This window comes from Variovorax sp. UMC13, from assembly GCF_014170375.1.
Taxonomy (GTDB): domain Bacteria; phylum Pseudomonadota; class Gammaproteobacteria; order Burkholderiales; family Burkholderiaceae_C; genus Variovorax.
The window spans coordinates 76,765-91,886 of record NZ_LZZW01000025.1 but is presented as its reverse complement, the minus strand read 5'-3'; the positions used below and the strand labels follow the sequence as shown (position 1 = coordinate 91,886).

The following is a 15,122-nucleotide window of genomic DNA, read 5'->3' as shown; positions in this document are numbered from 1 at the left end:
CTTTCGCCCGCGGGTTCAAAGCTCGCGCGATTCGCGGTAGTCGGGCACCGTGCAGGGCCAGCCATGGCGCTCCTCGATGGCCAGCCGCAACGCGTCGGCCGCTACCGGCTCCCCGTGCGTCACGAACACGCGCCGCGGCGCGCGCTGCGCGCCGAGCCAGGCCAGCAACTCGTCGCGGTCGGCATGGGACGACAGGGTTTCCAGGTTCGCGACCTCGGCGCGCACCGGCACATAGGCGCCATGGATCTTGATCGCGTCGACGCCGGCCACCATCGCTGCGCCGCGCGTGCCGCCCGCCTGGAAGCCGGCGAACAGGATGGTGTTCTTCGCATTCGGCGCATACGCCTTCAGGTGGTGCAGCACCCGCCCGCCGGTGGCCATGCCGCTGGCCGACACGATGATCGACGGAAAGCCCAGCGTGTTGAGCCGCCGTGACTCCTCGATGGTGTTAACGATGATGGTCTCGCCCTGCATGCGGGCGCACTGTTCCGCGCTCAGGCGATGTTCGTCCAGGTGCTTGCGGTAGATGCGTGTGGCGTCCGCCGCCATCGGGCTGTTGAGGTACACCGGCAGATCGGGAATGCGCCGTGCCTGCTTCAGCAGCTGAACGCAGTGCAGCAGCGTCTGCGCGCGACCGACGGCAAAGGCCGGGATCAGCACGACGCCGGCGCGCGCGGCGGTGCGGTTGATCACGCTCGCCAGTTCGGTGAGCGTGTCCGCCGGCGGATGCTTGCGGTCGCCGTAGGTGGATTCGACCACCACGTAGTCGGCCGGCGCGGCGACTTCGGGCGGGCGCATCACCAGGTCGTCGCTGCGCCCCAGATCGCCCGAGAAAAGGATGCTCGCGCCGCCCCAGCCTACGCGCAGGCTGCCGGCGCCCAGGATGTGGCCGGCCCGCTGCAACTGCCACGACCAGCCGGGCCACGGCGCGCATTCCTGGCCGAACTTTACGACCTCGAAGCGCTTGAGGGCGACACGTGCGTCCTGCTCGGTGTAGAGCGGCAACGCGGGCTTGTGCTTCGAATGGTCATGGCGGTTGGCGAAGTCGGCGTCTTCCTCCTGCAGGCGGCCCGAGTCGGGCAGCAGCAGCGCGCAGAGTTCGCGCGTGGCCGCCGAGCAGTACACCTTCCCCTTGAAGCCGAGCTGCAACAGCCGCGGCACGAAGCCGCTGTGGTCCATGTGCGCGTGCGTCAAAAACACGGCGTCGATGCTGGCGGGGTCGACCGGCAGCGCATCCCAGTTGCGAAGGCGCAGTTGCTTCAAGCCCTGGAACAGGCCGCAATCGACCAGCAGCCGCCGCCCTTCATGCGTCAGCAGGTATTTCGAACCGGTGACGGTGCCCGTGCCGCCGAGGAAGTCGATGCGCATGACGGGTCTCAGTGCGACATCAACACGGGCAGCGTCATCGACTGCAACACCGACAGCGTGGCACCGCCCAGCACCCACTCGCGCGCCCGGCTGTGGCCATAGCAGCCCATCACCAGCAGATCGGCGCCGACGTCGGCCGCGAACGAGAGCAGCTTGTTGCCGACGTCTTCGTCCCTGTTGCCGCCGGGGTGCAGCTTGACGGCATGGACGCCCTGCACGCGCAGGTAGCCCTGTAGGCACTTGAGCGAAGCCTCCGCATCCTCGCCATAGGCCACGGCATGCACCTCGGCCGCCTTGCGCAGCCACGGCAGTGCGGCGGTCACGGCGCGGGCGGACTCGCGCGTCTCCTTCCACGCCACCAGCACGTTGCGGCCGACGGAGCCGAGCGGCCCGGCATAGGGCAGGACCAACGCGGGCCGGGCGCTGTCCACCAGCACGTTGGGTAGGAAGTCGCCGGGAAGCTCGCTGTCCAGCGGGTCGCTCCGGTCGCGCTGGCCGAGAACCATCAGGTCGGCATAGAGCGCGCGCCGCGCGAAGCCCCAATGCCCGTCGGGCTCCGGCTCAGCCCAGTGCATGCGCGGCGAGCCCGCGCTGTGGGCGACGAATGCGGCGTGCATCCTGTCGCGGGCGGCCTTGTCGAGTCGCTGCATGATCGCGACGACTTCGGCCGCCGCCTCGACGGAAAACGGATAGAGCATCAGCGCCGACAACGTGCACGGCAGGCCGGTGATCTCAGCATCGAAAGTCTCGGCAAGTTGGCAGGCCAGTTGGATGCGCTCTCCGGTACGGGCCGTGCTGTCGAGGTGAAGCAGGATGGACTTCGGGGTTTGCATGAGGGCTCCTCGGTACGGATGGATGTGACGCGCCGACCTTAGGTCTGGCCATCCCGCACAGCCTTGCGCTGCGTCAACTGACGCGATCCCGAACCCGCGGCCCAAAGCTTGAGCGGGCGCAAGGCTGGTCCGCGCACGCATGCCTAGCCCAAGAACCTGGGCGCGATGGACGTGCTGTGTACCGACAAGACCGGTACCCTCACCGAGGCTCCGCCTGGCGCAGTGCGCCGATGCGGACGGCCGCGACAGCCCGCGGGTGCTGATGCTGTCCCACCTCAACAGCCGCTCCGAGAGCGGCCTGAGGAGCCCGCTGGACGAGGCAGTGCTCGCGCATGCGATGGACACCGGCGCCTGGACGAAGATCGACGACGTGCCCTTCGACTTCGAGCGGCGGTGCGTCGGCGCTGCTGGACCGGGGGCGATGCGCGCTGGCTGGTGGTGAAGGGTGCGCCGGACGACATGCTCGCGCTGTGCGACCGCTTCCAGCGGGACGATAGCGACATCGGTTGCGGTGCTGGACGCCGACGCCATGGCCCTGCTGCGCGACCGCTGCCACGCGCTCGAACGCCAGGGACTGCGGGTGCTGGGGGTGGCCTGGCGCGACGTGCCCGCGGACCATCCCACGCCGACGTACGCGACGGGAACGCGCTGGTCTTCGCGGCCTATGCCTTCATCGATCCGCCGAAGGCCGGCGCCGGCGAGGCCCTGGCCGCGCTCGCCAGGAGGGGCGTGAGCGTGAGGATCGTGAGCGGGGACAGCGAACTCGTGGCCCAACACCTGTGCACGCTGCTGCGCATTCCCGTGGCGGGCGTGCGGACCGGCCACGAGATCGCGGCGATGGACGACACTGCGCTGCGCGCACGCGTTGGCCGCACCACGCTCTACTGCCGCGTCGATCCGGCGCAGAAGAACCGCATCGTTCTGGCGCTGCGCTCACGCGGCCACGTGGTGGGCTACACGGGCGACGATATCAACGACGCGCCGGCGCTGATCCTGCTCAACAACGTGCTCTACGACCTGTCGCAGACGGCCATTCCGCTGGGCCGGGTAGACAACAGCGACCTGCGCCGGCCGCGCGCGCTCGAGCTGAAGTTCATCCGCCGCTACATGTGGCTGTTCGGCGCCCTCAGCTCGGCCCTTCGATGCGCTGACCGTCTGGCGGCTGCTCTAGGTGCTGCACGCCGATGCAACGTTGTTTCGCACGGCGTGGTTCATCGAGTCGCTGGCCACGCAGGTGCTAATGATCTTCGTGATCCGCACGCGCGCAAGGCCCTGGGCCAACCGGCCCGGCGCCGCGCTCACGGCGGCCTCGCTGGCAGTGCTGGCGACCGCCCTGCTGCTGTCGCTACGCCGCTCCGTCGTTATTTCGAAATCGGGCCGCCGCCCGCACTCTTCTTCGCGTGGCTGGCCGGCATGCTGGCGGGCTATCTGGCGCTGGCCGAGATAGCGAAGCGGTTCTTCTATGCCCGCCTGGCAGGCAGCGTGCGGCGCAACTGGCCGAAGAGGCCGCGGCTTGATCCTTCTCAACATCGGGCGAGGGGGTTGCGCGCAAGATTCTTCTTCCCATCCCATGGAGAACGCCCCATGTCCTTCCTCTCGAACAATGTCGGAGTCCTTGACCGAGCGCTGCGCGTCGGCGCAGGCCTGCTGCTTGTCGCGCTGGCGGCCGCAGGAACCATCGGTTACTGGGGCTACCTCGGCGTGGTACCGCTGCTGACGGGCGTGGTCGGCAGTTGCCCGGCCTACTCCCTGTTCGGCGTCAGCACCTGTCCGCGCCGCGGGAACTGAGTTCCGGATGTGTCTGCATGGCCACCACGCAAGGCATGCGATGTCGGGCTACCCATTGTTAATCTTCGTGCTCTGCGTGACGCTGGGCGCTGCGGTTCTGTGGCTCTTATTGCGACTTTGGGTCATGTGGGTCACCCTGGACTGAGGCACGCAGGAGACCGCCCGATGGACATGGAACTTCTCGGAAGGCTTGCCACATCGGAGTTGCCCCTGATCGAGGCCGACCCCAAGGTGATCGACAGGCTGCGCGTGCTCGAAGCCGCCGGCCACATCAGGGTGCTGATCCCCCCTGCCCACTTTGACTGCGATGACTGCCTGCGCCAGGATGCGGCCACCGTCCTCGAGATCCTCCCCGCGGGATGGAAGTCCCTGAGAATGGGCGCACCCGGCGAAAAGGCTTCCCCGCTTTCATTGCCGCAGCCGTGACGCTTGAAACTCGCCGGGATCGCCGGCTGGCTCATCGGCACCAGGCAGCGAACTGGTGAATGAGATCCAACCCACCGCGTGCGCCGCAACGCCCGCCAGCAACAGGCCGGCCAGCCGGGCGCCCCACGCCTGATGCACGCCGCCGGCGCGGCGAAACCGCTGCCAGAGCCGCGGGCCGAGCAACAGGGAAACGCCGTTGCCGAGCGTAAACAGCGTCCGCAGCATCGTGCCCTGAAGCGGCCCATTGCCGATGCTGGCCATCTTCAGCGCCGAATAAAGCAATCCACAGGGCAGCGCAACCCACAACATGCCGGTGGCCAGCGCACCCTGCCGTGTGCGGCCGGCCATCAGGCGAAGACGCGCTTCGAGGCCACGGCCGACGCGCTGCGCCCAGAGCGGCTGCCGCCCCGTGACGGTGAATATCGCGCCCAGGCGAACACGAAGACGTGTAGCAGCACCCAGAACAGCCGTAGCGCAGCCACGGGGGTGTTGGTCTGCACCAGGCCGTCGACGCCCGCGGCGGCGACAGCGCCCGCTATCGCATAGCTGGCGATGCGGCCGAGATGGAATGCGGCCAGGATCGCGACCGCCGCGGTGGTGCCATGCCCGGCGGGTGCAAGCGGCATGATCCGAATTACCGCCGCCAACGTCGCACCTCACATCGCCACGCAATGCGGACCGCCGGCAAGGCCCATCAGCAAGGCGGGCCGGCCAGCGCGAACTGCATGCTCAGACCACCCGCGAAAAGCGCGCGCGGTTCGCGCTGCAGTAGTGGTCGAAGACCATGGCGACAGCGCGCACTAGGAAACAGCCTTGCTCTGTAACCGCTAGGTCGTGGTCGCTCAAGCGCACGAGCCCCTGTGCGACCGGCGACCCAAGGGCTGCGAACTGGGTCGCGAAGTAGCGGCGGAAATCGATCGCGTAGGCCTCGCCGATCGCGTCGAACTCGATGTGACCACGGCACATGAGCGCCATGACCACCGTGCGGCGCAGCAGGTCATCACGCGAGAGCGCCAGACCGCGCACCACGGTCCGGCGACCCATTCCACGACTTCTCCGCTGGCAGCAATCCGCGCAAAAACCAACAGCCCAACCCGCTCGCGCTTAAATCGCTGCAACGCGTGGGCAGCTCCACCGAGGCCAGCAAAATGTCGCGGACGGTATCGGTCATCGTTATCGGAGTTCGCTTTCATCGAACCCCACGACTGTGACAGATGACGCGCACTTCGCGTCCGCAACCGCTTCGGACGATGGCGGAGCGCATCGGCCGTGGCACTGGCAGCATCTGCGCCTCGCGGGCCGCTGCGGTAGTGGCAACGCCGGAGACATCTGTGAATCTCTTGATACCAATCGCCACGAGTGGATGAAAGTGCGCTGGCATGACCTAAAGGCTCGGAATGCAGATTGTGTTCCCGCTTCGACTACGCCCCGCTTCGCTCAAAAACGCTGTGGTACCCCTCACTCCCACTCAATCGTCGCCGGCGGCTTGCTCGACACGTCGTAAGTCACGCGGTTGATCCCACGCACCTCGTTGATGATCCGCCCCGACACCTTCTTGAGCAGCGCGTACGGCAGCTCGGCCCAGTCGGCCGTCATGAAGTCGCTGGTCTGCACGGCGCGCAGCGCCACCACGTAGTCGTAGGTGCGGCCGTCGCCCATCACGCCCACGCTCTTGACCGGCAGGAACACGGTGAAGGCCTGGCTCGTGAGCTCGTACCAGGTCTTGCCGTTCTCATCCTTGAAGTTGCGCAGCTCCTCGATGAAGATGGCGTCGGCACGGCGCAGCAGGTCGGCGTATTCCTTCTTCACTTCGCCCAGGATGCGCACGCCCAGGCCCGGGCCGGGGAACGGGTGGCGGTAGACCATCTCGGGCGGCAGGCCGAGCGCCACGCCCAGTTCACGCACCTCGTCCTTGAACAGGTCGCGCAGCGGCTCGAGCAGCTTGAGGCCGAGCTGCTCGGGCAGGCCGCCCACGTTGTGGTGGCTCTTGATGGTGACGGCCTTCTTGCTCTTGGCACCGCCCGACTCGATCACGTCGGGGTAGATCGTGCCCTGCGCCAGGAAGGTCGCGCCCTTGTGGCCTCCATCACCGGCCTTGAGCTTGGCCGCTTCCTGCTTGAACACGGTGACGAACTCGCCGCCGATGATCTTGCGCTTGGCTTCGGGGTCGCTCACGCCGGCCAGCTTGCCCAGGAACAGGTCGCTGGCGTCGACGCGGATCACCTTCGCGTGCAGCTTGCCTTCGAACATCTCCATCACCATGTCGCCCTCGTTGAGGCGCAGCAGGCCGTGGTCGACGAAGACGCAGGTCAGCTGGTCGCCGATGGCGCGGTGGATCAGCGCGGCGGCCACGCTCGAATCGACGCCGCCCGACAGGCCCAGGATGACCTCTTCGTCACCCACCTGCTCGCGGATCTTCGCGACGGCTTCGGCGATGTGGTCGCGCATGACCCAGTCGGGCTTGGCCTGGCAGATGTCGAGCACGAAGCGGTTGAGCAGCGCCTGGCCCTGCACGGTGTGCGTGACTTCGGGGTGGAACTGCACGCCGTAGTAACGGCGCGCCTCGTCGGCCATGCCGGCGATCGGGCAGCTGTCGGTGCTGGCCATGAGCTTGAAGCCCGGCGGCAGTTCGGTGACCTTGTCGCCGTGGCTCATCCAGACGTCGAGCATGCCGTGGCCTTCGGCCGTGGTGCGGTCGGCGATGTCCTTGAGCAGCGCGGTGTGGCCATGGGCGCGCACGGCCGCGAAGCCGAACTCGCGCTTGTGGCCGCTCTCGACCTTGCCGCCCAGCTGGTGCGCCATGGTCTGCATGCCGTAGCAGATGCCCAGCACGGGCACGCCCAGGTCGAACACAGCCTGCGGGCACTTGTCGGTGGTGTCTTCGTACACGCTGGCGTGGCTGCCGGAGAGGATCACGCCCTTGAGGTGGCCATCGGCGGCGTAGTCGCGCACCCATTGGTCGCTCACGTCGCAGGGGTGCACTTCGCTCAGCACATGGGCGTCGCGCACGCGGCGCGCGATCAGTTGCGTGACCTGCGAGCCGAAATCGAGGATGAGGATCTTGTCGTGTTGCATGGCGTTGGACTCAGAGCGTTGAAATGTCGAACAGCTTCACGCCCGCCTTGGGCGCGGCCTGGAGGAGGTGCTCGTCGAAGGTGGCGAGCGGAAGATTGAGCGATTTGGCGAGCCACAGATAGCCCGCGTCGTACTGCGACACGCCGGCATCGATGGCCACGGCCAGCACGGCCTTGTGTTGCGCGGGCGCGAGCTCGTGCAGTTCGACCCGGTGGCGGATCGCGTCGAGCACGCTCCACAGGCCTTCGACCGCGGCGGTGGGAATGCGGCCGCTGCGCACACCGTTGGCAATGATGTTGGCGCACTCCCATTGCCAGGCATTGGGCGCCTGCGGCTCGACCTCGTCGCGGCGGATGGCGGCGTAGAGCCTGCGGGTGTGTTCGGTGGCGTGCTCGGGCAAGAGCCAGGCGGCGGTGACCGAGGCGTCCATGACGAAGGCGGTCATGGCTGGCGCCCTTGCTCGCGCAGGGCGCGCGCTGAAGGACCGGCCTGGATGGTGGCGTGCAGCGCGTCGATCTGGCCCAGCTCGCGCTGGATCTGCTCGTCGGTGATCACCGGTTTGCGGCGCACCGGCAGCATGCGCACGACTTCCTTGCCGTGACGGGTGATGCGAACTTCCTCGCCCTTCTCGACCGAATCGATCAGGGCCGAGAAGTTGTTCTTGGCTTCAGCGATGCCGATGGATTGCATGAGGACCAGAAAATGGAATCTGGTCCGGATTCTAGCAAATCTGGCCAGAACTCAAAAGTCTGGCCAGATGTTGCTTACTCCGCCCGGTAGTTCGGCGCTTCCTTCGTGATTTGCACGTCATGGACGTGGCTCTCACGGATGCCCGCCGTGGTGATCTCGACGAACTCGGCCTTGTTCTGCATGTCGGCGATGGTCGCGCAACCGCAGTAGCCCATGCTGGCGCGCACGCCGCCGGCCATCTGGTAGACGATCGAGACGATCGAGCCCTTGTAGGGCACGCGGCCTTCGATGCCTTCGGGCACCAGCTTGTCGGTGTTGGGGTTGCCGGTGGTCGATTCCTGGAAGTAGCGGTCGGCACTGCCCTGCTGCATCGCGCCGATCGAGCCCATGCCGCGGTAGCTCTTGTAGCTGCGGCCCTGGTACAGCACGATCTCGCCCGGTGCCTCTTCGGTGCCCGCGAACATGCTGCCCATCATGACGGTGCTGGCGCCGGCCGCGATGGCCTTGGCGATGTCACCCGAGTAGCGCACGCCGCCGTCGGAGATCAGCGGGATGCCGGTGCCCTGCAGCGCGGTGGCCACGCTGTCGACCGCCATGATCTGCGGCACGCCCACGCCGGCCACGATGCGGGTGGTGCAGATGGAGCCGGGGCCGATGCCGACCTTGACCGCATCGGCGCCGACGTCGGCCAGCGCGCGCGCGGCGTCGCCGGTGGCGATGTTGCCGCCAATCACGTCGACCTGCGGATAGTTCTTCTTGACCCAGCGCACGCGCTCGATCACGCCAGCGCTGTGGCCGTGCGCGGTGTCGACCACGATGGCGTCGACGCCGGCCGCGACCAGCGCCTCGACGCGCTCCTCGGTGCCATCGCCCACGCCCACCGCCGCGCCCACGCGCAGGCGGCCGTTGGCGTCGCGTGCGGCGTTGGGGAAGGTGGTCTGCTTGGTGATGTCCTTGACGGTGATCAGGCCCTTGAGCTCCCAGTCGCTGTTGATGACCAGCAGGCGCTCGAGCTTGTACTTGTTGAGCAGCGCCTTGGCGTCGGCCAAGGTGGTGCCGTCGGGCACCGTGATGAGCTTGTCGCGCTGCGTCATGATTTCGCTGACGGGCACGTCGTAGCGGGTCTCGAAGCGCAGGTCGCGGCCGGTCACGATGCCGACGACCTTGCCGCCGTCGACCACCGGGAAGCCGGAGATGCCGAGCTGGTCGGACAGCGCCATCACCTGGCGCACCGAGTGCGTGGGCGTGATCACCACCGGATCGCGCAGCACGCCCGATTCGTAGCGCTTCACACGCGCCACTTCGGCCGCCTGCTGCTGCGCCGTGAGGTTCTTGTGCACGATGCCCATGCCGCCTTCCTGCGCGATCGCGATGGCCAGGCGGGCCTCGGTCACGGTGTCCATCGCCGCGGAAACCAGGGGCAGGTTCAGCGTGATGTTGCGGGAAAGTCGGGTGGCGAGGGAGGTGTCCTTGGGCAGGACCTGGGAGAACGCTGGCACCAACAACACGTCGTCGAAGGTGAGCGCTTTGCCGAGAAGGCGCATGGGGAAGGCTCCAAAAGACGAATTGTAGCGAGGCATCGGCCTACACCGCTCGCGCCGTTGCAGTGTCCCTGCGGCAACGAACCCCGCGAAGCGCGCGAAAGGTCACTGCGGTGCGCGATCTGCACAAATCTTGTGCCGCTGGACGGCTATCGCGCGGCGCCGGGCTCTTTTACGCTTCAACCCGTCACACATTCAGCACAAGGCACCCGCTCATGAAGCACCCCAGCATCCGCCAGATCACTGGCGCCACCGCCACCACGCGGCTCGATCCCACCACGACGGCCCTGGTCGTCATCGACTTCCAGAACGAATATTTCGAGGGCCGGATGCCCATCCCCGACGGCATGGCCGCCCTGCGCCAGGCCACGCGCCTGGTGGACCTGGCGGACGAACACGGCATCCCGGTGCTCCATGCCCAGCACATCGCGCCGGCGGACAGCCCGATCTTCGCCGAGGGCAGTCCCGGCTTCGAGATCCATCCGCTGATCCGCCCTGCCCCGCACCATGTGGTGCTGCAGAAGCCCACGCCCAGTGCCTTCGCGGGCACCGACCTGCAGGCGCACCTGGAGGCGCGCGGCATCAAGACCCTGCTCATCACCGGCCTCATGACGCACATGTGCGTGTCCGCCACCGCCTTCGACGCGGCGCCGCGCGGCTACCACAGCATCATCGTCAGCGACGCCTGCGCGACCCGCGACCTGGACCTCGAGGACGGCGGCGTGCTCCGGCACCAGGACCTGCACCGCGCGGCGCTGCGCGGCGTGTCGGACGTGGTGGCCGAGATCCGCACCACCGCCGACATCCTGGGCCTGCCCATCGAGGCCTGAGCCTTCGCATGCCGGCCGGGCCGCCCGGCCGCCCCGTTTTTTTGCTGTCACACCAAGGAGAAACCATGAAGAAGCAATTCAAGTACCTGATCGGCGCCCTGTCGCTCGCCGCTGTCGCCGGCGTCACCGCATCGGCCTGGGCCACCACGCCCGCAGCGAAGAAGGAGGCCGGCAAGGCGGCCGCGTCCGAAGCGCTGGTGTCGCTGCCCGCCAAGGACCTGAAGTGGCGCGAAGTCCCCGGCACGGGCGGCGTCCGTGCGGCCAACGTGCGCGGCGACATCATCGGCAAGGGGCCCTACGAAGCCTTCGTCGAATTCCCGGCCGGCGCGAACAACCCGCACCATTTCCACACCCAGGCCTTGCCCACGGTGGTGCTGAGCGGCGTGTTCTACGCGATCTTCGAGGACGGCAAGAAGGTGCAGTACCCGGCCGGGTCGTACTACTACATCCCGGGCAAGCTGCCGCACTTCAGCGGCTGCGAGCCGGGCGCCAACTGCGTGCTGTTCCAGTACCAGAACGACCACTTCGACCTGGTGCCGACGCCCGTCGCCAGCAAGTGAATCCGACGCTGGTGCCCGGTGCGCCAGACATGCCGCTTCGGCGGCTGGAAGAAGCGCAGGCTCCGGCCGCCCTTGGCGGCACCGGCCGCATCGATCCGTACAGGGATGGAATCATCATGAAGAAGCAGGAAACGAGCGCGCGGCGCCGCACGGGTCGCGCCGCGAGACGGTGGCATTTTCATTGGGGGTGGGCCTTTGCCCTGGCGCTGGGGCTGGGCTTCCTGGCGGTCTTCGGGCTGCTCGACATGAGCGCCTCGACGGCCGACGGACGCCTTCACGCCCATCCCTTCGGCACCTTCCACGCCAGCCTGCTGCTGCTCGTGGCCGCGCTCGGGCTGGCCTTCCTGGACTTCCTCTCCGGCCGCGCCAAGGGCCGCTGACCCCCCGCCCGGCGCCAAGGTATTGCAAAACGTAAGGCGGCGCTAAACTGCCGCTCATGAAAATCGTGCAATGGCTGGTTCTGGGGTGTCTGTGTGCCATGCCGCTGGCGGCGGCGGCGCAATGGCAGTGGGTCGACAAGGACGGCCGGAAGGTTTTCAGCGACCAGGCCCCGCCGCCTGAGATCCCCGACAAGAACATCGTGCGCCGCCCCGGCGCACCGGTGGCGCGCCACGCGGCGTCGCCGGCAGCCGAGACGCCCGACGCCGCGCCCTCCCCACTCCCCCCGTCGACGGCCAGCGGCCCCAAGCCCTCGGGCGTCGACAAGGAGCTCGAGGAGAAGGCCCGCAAGGCCGAGGAGGCAGAGAAGGCCAAGCAGGCGGCTGAAGCGCAGAAACTCGCCAAGACCCGGGCCGACAACTGCGGCCGCGCCCGTCAGGGCAAGGCCACCATGGACAGCGGCATCCGCGTCGCGCGCGTCAATGCCCAGGGCGAGCGCGAGATCATGGACGACAAGGCCCGTGCGGCGGAGCAGCAGCGCCTGCAGTCGGTTATCGACAGCGATTGCAAATAGCCGAGGTGGCCGCGCGCCAGGCTCAATAGCCCTGCTTGCCGCCCTCGCGACGGCGCGCGAACAACCCGGTGCCGCGGGCGCCCTGCTGCTGGAAGCGTTCGCGCCGCGCCACCTTGGGGTCGACCGTCAGGGCGCGGCACCACTCGAGGCGGTCGCCGTCCTTCAGCACATGCCCACCCTCGACCGCGCGGCCCCAGACGCCGGGCGTGAAGCGGTTGCGATCGAGGCCCGGCAGCGCGCCGGTGGCCATGGCGTCGTCGACAGTGGTGCCCTCGGGCAGCGTCAGCACCTGCTCGATCGCGGCGCGCGGCGCGGTGGCGCACACCAGCGTGATCTGCATCTTCAGGCCTTGCCGTAGACCTGTTCGGCGCGCTTGACGAAGGCCTCGACCAGGGTGGAGGCGACCTTGTCGAACACCGGGCCGACCAGCGCCTGCAGCGCGAAGTTGCTGAAGCCGTAGCTCAGGTCCAGTTCGACGCGGCAGGCGCGCTCGCCCTGGGCGCCCACGGGGTTGAATTTCCAGGTGCCGTCGAGGTTGGAGAAAGGGCCGTCGACCAGCTTCAGCCGTACCTCGCGGCCGGGCACATGGGTGTTGCGCGTCGTGAAGTGCTGGTGCATGCCGCCGAAGGCCAGGCCGACTTCGGCGGTCATGCCGGCCTCGTCTTCCTCGACGATCCGCGAGCGGTCGCACCAGGGCAAAAACTCGGGATACTTCGCCACATCGGTGACCAGGGCATACATCTCCTCGGCGCTGTACCAGATGAGGACGGACTTGTGAACGGTTTTCATAGAATCGAGGGTGTGTGCGTTTCGATTGTATTGAGGCCATGCGACCCCAAATGAGACCGCCATGGCCACCAAGAAACAAGACACCTCCTCCCGCATCGCCGACAACAAGAAGGCCGCCTACAACTATTTCTTCGAAGAGCGCTTCGAAGCCGGCCTCGTGCTCGAGGGCTGGGAAGTCAAGTCCCTGCGCGAAGGCAAGGTCCAGCTGACCGACGGCTACGTGGTGATCCGCGACGGCGAGATGTTCATCGTCGGCCTGCAGATCAACCCGCTGCGCAGCGCCTCGACCCACACCACGCCGGATTCGGTGCGCACCAAGAAGCTGCTGCTGCACAAGGAACAGATCCGCCGCCTGACCGGCAAGATCGAGCAGAAGGGCTACACCCTGGTGCCGATCAACCTGCACTGGAAGGCCGGCAAGGTGAAGTGCGAGGTCGCATTGGCCAAGGGCAAGGCCGAACACGACAAGCGCGACACCATCAAGGACCGTGAAGGCAAGCGCGAAGTCGAGCGCGCGATGAAAACGCACAACCGTTGATCGCCACGATGGAATAAACCGGGGGCCGCCGGTGTTCATCCCGTAGTCATGGACACCCGCCCCCTCGTCGCCCACATCCCGAGCCTGCGCCGCTACGCGCGCGCGCTGACGGGCGATGCCTGGGCCGCCGACGACCTGGTGCAGGACACGCTGGAGCGCGCCTGCCTCAAGTGGCGGCTCTGGACCGTCGGCACCGACCTGCGGGCCTGGCTGTTCACGCTGATGCACAACGTGTTCGCCAACCAGCTGCGGTGGGCACCGCCGCGCGCGCTGGACATCGACGAGATGGCCCACGACCTGGCCGGTGCCGACACCAGCCAGGACAAGACGCTCGACCTGCAGCGCTGCCTGCTGCGGCTGCCCGAGGACCAGCGGGCCGTGCTGCTGCTGATCGCGCTCGAAGACCTGTCGTACGCCCAGGTGGCGCTGGTGCTCGACATCCCCGTCGGCACGGTAATGTCGCGGCTGTCGCGCGCGCGTGCCCGTCTGCACGAGCTGATGGAAGGCGCCGCGCCGGCCGCGGCCCGCCCCGGGCTGCGCCGACTCAAATGAGGGCTCCTGCGATCCCATGAACCACGCCAAGCCTTCCGACGACAAGCACTGGGCCCAGCAGCGCGACGCGCTGCGCGCGCTGCACCGCGACGTGCTCGACGAGCCCATTCCGCCCGCGCTGCTGGCCGCGGCCGAGCGGGCCGACCGCCGGCGCAACGACCAGGCGCGCTGGCTGCGCTGGGGCGGCATGGCCGCCGGCCTGCTGCTGGCCTTCGGGGCCGGCTGGCTGGCCAGCGGGCAATGGTCGCCGGGCGCACATGGCGGGCTCATGGCGCACGGCCCGCGGGGCCCCGAGTTTGTCCACGCGGCCGCCGTCGCGCATGCGGTCTACGCGCCGGAGAAGCGACATCCGGTCGAGGTGGCCGCGGCCGAGCAGCAGCACCTGGTGCAGTGGCTGTCGCGGCGGCTCGACCGCCCGCTGAAGGTGCCCGACCTGTCGGCCGAGGGCTACACGCTGGTGGGCGGTCGGCTGCTGCCCGGCGACGCCGGCCCGCGTGCACAGTTCATGTTCGAAGACGGGGCCGGCCAGCGCATCACGCTGTACCTCGGCGCGAGGACCGATGGCGCTGCCGTGGCCCAGGCCGGCGAATCGGCCTTCCGCTTCTCGGCCGAGGGCCCCGTGCCCAGTTTCTATTGGATCGAAGGCGGCTTCGGCTATGCCCTGGCGGGCCCCTTGCCGCGCGAATCCTTGCTGCGTCTGGCAACGGTGGTGTACCGTCAGCTGTGATGCCGACGCCTGGCCCGATCCGTCACACGTTTTTTTAACCCAAGGAGAAAACTCCATGAAACTGTTCAGCGCATCCCTTCTGGCCGCGGCCCTGCTCGCCGGCTGCGGCGGCATGGCCCCCAAGATGGCGGCCGACACGCCCACGCGCACCGCGGATGGCGTGCTGGTCGGACCGAACGGCATGAGCCTCTACACCTTCTCGCGTGACACCGTGGGCAGCGGCAAGTCGGCCTGCAACGGCCCCTGCATCACCAACTGGCCCGCGCTGGATGCCCCGGAGGCGGCCCGTCCCATGGGCGACTACAGCGTGGTGGTGCGTGACGACGGCAAGAAGCAATGGGCCTACAAGGGTGCCCCGCTCTACTACTGGTCGAAGGACGGCAAGGCCGGTGATCGCACGGGCGACGGCGTCGGCGGCGTCTGGAAGCTCGCGCGCCCCTGAGCGGCACGCGA

21 protein-coding genes are annotated in these 15,122 nt (G+C 68.0%); 10 read left to right on the top strand and 11 right to left on the bottom strand.

Features of this window, described 5'->3' with window-relative positions; all coding sequences use genetic code 11:
• Positions 1 to 15: 15 nt before the first annotated feature.
• On the bottom strand, positions 16 to 1,368 hold the full coding sequence (locus tag A9977_RS21220) for an MBL fold metallo-hydrolase (RefSeq protein WP_183026872.1): 1,353 nt from the start codon (positions 1,366 to 1,368) through the stop codon (positions 16 to 18).
• A gap of 8 nt (positions 1,369 to 1,376) precedes the next feature.
• The gene (locus A9977_RS21215; RefSeq protein WP_183026871.1) at positions 1,377 to 2,201 is read right to left on the bottom strand and encodes a universal stress protein; all 825 of its coding nucleotides are present in this window, start codon (positions 2,199 to 2,201) and stop codon (positions 1,377 to 1,379) included.
• Positions 2,202 to 2,366: 165 nt separating this feature from the next.
• Between A9977_RS21215 and A9977_RS21210 the strand changes: the two genes are divergently transcribed.
• Positions 2,367 to 3,989 (top strand): YgaP-like transmembrane domain, encoded by a 1,623-nt coding sequence (locus tag A9977_RS21210; protein ID WP_183026870.1) that lies wholly within the window; start codon positions 2,367 to 2,369, stop codon positions 3,987 to 3,989.
• A gap of 165 nt (positions 3,990 to 4,154) precedes the next feature.
• The gene (locus tag A9977_RS21205) at positions 4,155 to 4,415 is read left to right on the top strand and encodes a hypothetical protein (protein ID WP_183026869.1); all 261 of its coding nucleotides are present in this window, start codon (positions 4,155 to 4,157) and stop codon (positions 4,413 to 4,415) included.
• Here the strand turns inward: A9977_RS21205 and A9977_RS34390 are convergent.
• The 7 genes from A9977_RS34390 to guaB all read right to left on the bottom strand — a co-directional run bounded on the left by A9977_RS34390 (position 4,398) and on the right by guaB (position 9,724).
• Positions 4,398 to 4,766: a sulfite exporter TauE/SafE family protein gene (locus A9977_RS34390; RefSeq protein WP_405054699.1), complete on the bottom strand. Its 369-nt coding sequence runs from the start codon at positions 4,764 to 4,766 to the stop codon at positions 4,398 to 4,400. The two genes, A9977_RS21205 and A9977_RS34390, sit on opposite strands and share 18 nt — an antisense overlap.
• Positions 4,763 to 5,041, bottom strand: coding sequence for a sulfite exporter TauE/SafE family protein (locus tag A9977_RS34385; RefSeq protein WP_259652078.1), 279 nt, complete (start codon positions 5,039 to 5,041; stop codon positions 4,763 to 4,765). The genes A9977_RS34390 and A9977_RS34385 overlap by 4 nt, the downstream gene beginning before the upstream one ends.
• Before the next feature lie 103 nt (positions 5,042 to 5,144).
• Positions 5,145 to 5,459 carry a hypothetical protein gene (locus A9977_RS21195; RefSeq protein ID WP_259652077.1) on the bottom strand — a complete coding sequence of 105 codons (315 nt, stop codon included), beginning with the start codon at positions 5,457 to 5,459 and terminating at the stop codon, positions 5,145 to 5,147.
• 414 nt (positions 5,460 to 5,873) lie between these two features.
• A complete protein-coding gene (gene guaA / locus A9977_RS21190; RefSeq protein ID WP_183026868.1) occupies positions 5,874 to 7,490 on the bottom strand; it encodes a glutamine-hydrolyzing GMP synthase in 1,617 nt (538 codons plus the stop codon).
• Between the two features lie 10 nt (positions 7,491 to 7,500).
• On the bottom strand, positions 7,501 to 7,935 hold the full coding sequence (locus A9977_RS21185) for a type II toxin-antitoxin system VapC family toxin (RefSeq protein WP_183026867.1): 435 nt from the start codon (positions 7,933 to 7,935) through the stop codon (positions 7,501 to 7,503).
• The gene (locus A9977_RS21180; protein WP_183026866.1) at positions 7,932 to 8,180 is read right to left on the bottom strand and encodes a type II toxin-antitoxin system Phd/YefM family antitoxin; all 249 of its coding nucleotides are present in this window, start codon (positions 8,178 to 8,180) and stop codon (positions 7,932 to 7,934) included. Before A9977_RS21180 ends, A9977_RS21185 begins: the two co-directional genes overlap by 4 nt.
• Positions 8,181 to 8,254: 74 nt before the next feature.
• The gene (gene guaB / locus A9977_RS21175; RefSeq protein WP_183026865.1) at positions 8,255 to 9,724 is read right to left on the bottom strand and encodes an IMP dehydrogenase; all 1,470 of its coding nucleotides are present in this window, start codon (positions 9,722 to 9,724) and stop codon (positions 8,255 to 8,257) included.
• Positions 9,725 to 9,936: 212 nt separating this feature from the next.
• On the opposite strand from guaB, the gene A9977_RS21170 reads away from it, so the two are divergent.
• The 4 genes from A9977_RS21170 to A9977_RS21155 all read left to right on the top strand — a co-directional run bounded on the left by A9977_RS21170 (position 9,937) and on the right by A9977_RS21155 (position 12,063).
• Entirely contained in the window at positions 9,937 to 10,551 is a 615-nt protein-coding gene (locus A9977_RS21170) for a cysteine hydrolase family protein (RefSeq protein ID WP_183026864.1), read from the top strand.
• Positions 10,552 to 10,616: 65 nt separating this feature from the next.
• Positions 10,617 to 11,111, top strand: coding sequence for a cupin domain-containing protein (locus A9977_RS21165; RefSeq protein WP_183026863.1), 495 nt, complete (start codon positions 10,617 to 10,619; stop codon positions 11,109 to 11,111).
• Entirely contained in the window at positions 11,108 to 11,491 is a 384-nt protein-coding gene (locus tag A9977_RS21160; RefSeq protein WP_183026862.1) for a hypothetical protein, read from the top strand. Before A9977_RS21165 ends, A9977_RS21160 begins: the two co-directional genes overlap by 4 nt.
• A gap of 56 nt (positions 11,492 to 11,547) precedes the next feature.
• Positions 11,548 to 12,063 carry a DUF4124 domain-containing protein gene (locus A9977_RS21155; protein ID WP_183026861.1) on the top strand — a complete coding sequence of 172 codons (516 nt, stop codon included), beginning with the start codon at positions 11,548 to 11,550 and terminating at the stop codon, positions 12,061 to 12,063.
• Between the two features lie 22 nt (positions 12,064 to 12,085).
• On the opposite strand, the gene A9977_RS21150 is transcribed toward A9977_RS21155, so the two are convergent.
• Positions 12,086 to 12,403: an RnfH family protein gene (locus A9977_RS21150; protein WP_183026860.1), complete on the bottom strand. Its 318-nt coding sequence runs from the start codon at positions 12,401 to 12,403 to the stop codon at positions 12,086 to 12,088.
• Positions 12,404 to 12,405: 2 nt separating this feature from the next.
• Positions 12,406 to 12,852, bottom strand: a complete 447-nt coding sequence (locus A9977_RS21145) for a type II toxin-antitoxin system RatA family toxin (protein WP_183026859.1) — start codon at positions 12,850 to 12,852, stop codon at positions 12,406 to 12,408.
• Positions 12,853 to 12,913: 61 nt separating this feature from the next.
• On the opposite strand from A9977_RS21145, the gene smpB reads away from it, so the two are divergent.
• Genes smpB through A9977_RS21125 form a run of 4 tightly spaced genes read left to right on the top strand, consistent with a single transcriptional unit; the run spans position 12,914 to position 15,111 of the window.
• On the top strand, positions 12,914 to 13,390 hold the full coding sequence (gene smpB / locus A9977_RS21140) for an SsrA-binding protein SmpB (RefSeq protein ID WP_183026858.1): 477 nt from the start codon (positions 12,914 to 12,916) through the stop codon (positions 13,388 to 13,390).
• A gap of 48 nt (positions 13,391 to 13,438) precedes the next feature.
• Positions 13,439 to 13,942: a sigma-70 family RNA polymerase sigma factor gene (locus A9977_RS21135; RefSeq protein WP_183026857.1), complete on the top strand. Its 504-nt coding sequence runs from the start codon at positions 13,439 to 13,441 to the stop codon at positions 13,940 to 13,942.
• 16 nt (positions 13,943 to 13,958) lie between these two features.
• Complete coding sequence (locus A9977_RS21130; protein WP_183026856.1) at positions 13,959 to 14,669, top strand: anti-sigma factor; 711 nt, start codon at positions 13,959 to 13,961, stop codon at positions 14,667 to 14,669.
• A gap of 55 nt (positions 14,670 to 14,724) precedes the next feature.
• Entirely contained in the window at positions 14,725 to 15,111 is a 387-nt protein-coding gene (locus tag A9977_RS21125; RefSeq protein WP_183026855.1) for an ATP-binding protein, read from the top strand.
• The last annotated feature ends 11 nt before the right edge of the window (positions 15,112 to 15,122 follow it).

Bases quoted from the DNA above. Each gene is read 5' to 3' on its own strand.
- A9977_RS21220 (WP_183026872.1), bottom strand. From the start codon at position 1,368: ATGCGCATCGACTTCCTCGGCGGCACGGGCACCGTCACCGGTTCGAAA.
- A9977_RS21215 (WP_183026871.1), bottom strand. From the start codon at position 2,201: ATGCAAACCCCGAAGTCCATCCTGCTTCACCTCGACAGCACGGCCCGT.
- A9977_RS21210 (WP_183026870.1), top strand. From the start codon at position 2,367: ATGGACGTGCTGTGTACCGACAAGACCGGTACCCTCACCGAGGCTCCG.
- A9977_RS21205 (WP_183026869.1), top strand. From the start codon at position 4,155: ATGGACATGGAACTTCTCGGAAGGCTTGCCACATCGGAGTTGCCCCTG.
- A9977_RS34385 (WP_259652078.1), bottom strand. From the start codon at position 5,041: ATGCCGCTTGCACCCGCCGGGCATGGCACCACCGCGGCGGTCGCGATC.
- A9977_RS21195 (WP_259652077.1), bottom strand. From the start codon at position 5,459: ATGGGTCGCCGGACCGTGGTGCGCGGTCTGGCGCTCTCGCGTGATGAC.
- guaA (WP_183026868.1), bottom strand. From the start codon at position 7,490: ATGCAACACGACAAGATCCTCATCCTCGATTTCGGCTCGCAGGTCACG.
- A9977_RS21185 (WP_183026867.1), bottom strand. From the start codon at position 7,935: ATGACCGCCTTCGTCATGGACGCCTCGGTCACCGCCGCCTGGCTCTTG.
- A9977_RS21180 (WP_183026866.1), bottom strand. From the start codon at position 8,180: ATGCAATCCATCGGCATCGCTGAAGCCAAGAACAACTTCTCGGCCCTG.
- guaB (WP_183026865.1), bottom strand. From the start codon at position 9,724: ATGCGCCTTCTCGGCAAAGCGCTCACCTTCGACGACGTGTTGTTGGTG.
- A9977_RS21170 (WP_183026864.1), top strand. From the start codon at position 9,937: ATGAAGCACCCCAGCATCCGCCAGATCACTGGCGCCACCGCCACCACG.
- A9977_RS21165 (WP_183026863.1), top strand. From the start codon at position 10,617: ATGAAGAAGCAATTCAAGTACCTGATCGGCGCCCTGTCGCTCGCCGCT.
- A9977_RS21155 (WP_183026861.1), top strand. From the start codon at position 11,548: ATGAAAATCGTGCAATGGCTGGTTCTGGGGTGTCTGTGTGCCATGCCG.
- A9977_RS21150 (WP_183026860.1), bottom strand. From the start codon at position 12,403: ATGCAGATCACGCTGGTGTGCGCCACCGCGCCGCGCGCCGCGATCGAG.
- A9977_RS21145 (WP_183026859.1), bottom strand. From the start codon at position 12,852: ATGAAAACCGTTCACAAGTCCGTCCTCATCTGGTACAGCGCCGAGGAG.
- smpB (WP_183026858.1), top strand. From the start codon at position 12,914: ATGGCCACCAAGAAACAAGACACCTCCTCCCGCATCGCCGACAACAAG.
- A9977_RS21135 (WP_183026857.1), top strand. From the start codon at position 13,439: ATGGACACCCGCCCCCTCGTCGCCCACATCCCGAGCCTGCGCCGCTAC.
- A9977_RS21130 (WP_183026856.1), top strand. From the start codon at position 13,959: ATGAACCACGCCAAGCCTTCCGACGACAAGCACTGGGCCCAGCAGCGC.
- A9977_RS21125 (WP_183026855.1), top strand. From the start codon at position 14,725: ATGAAACTGTTCAGCGCATCCCTTCTGGCCGCGGCCCTGCTCGCCGGC.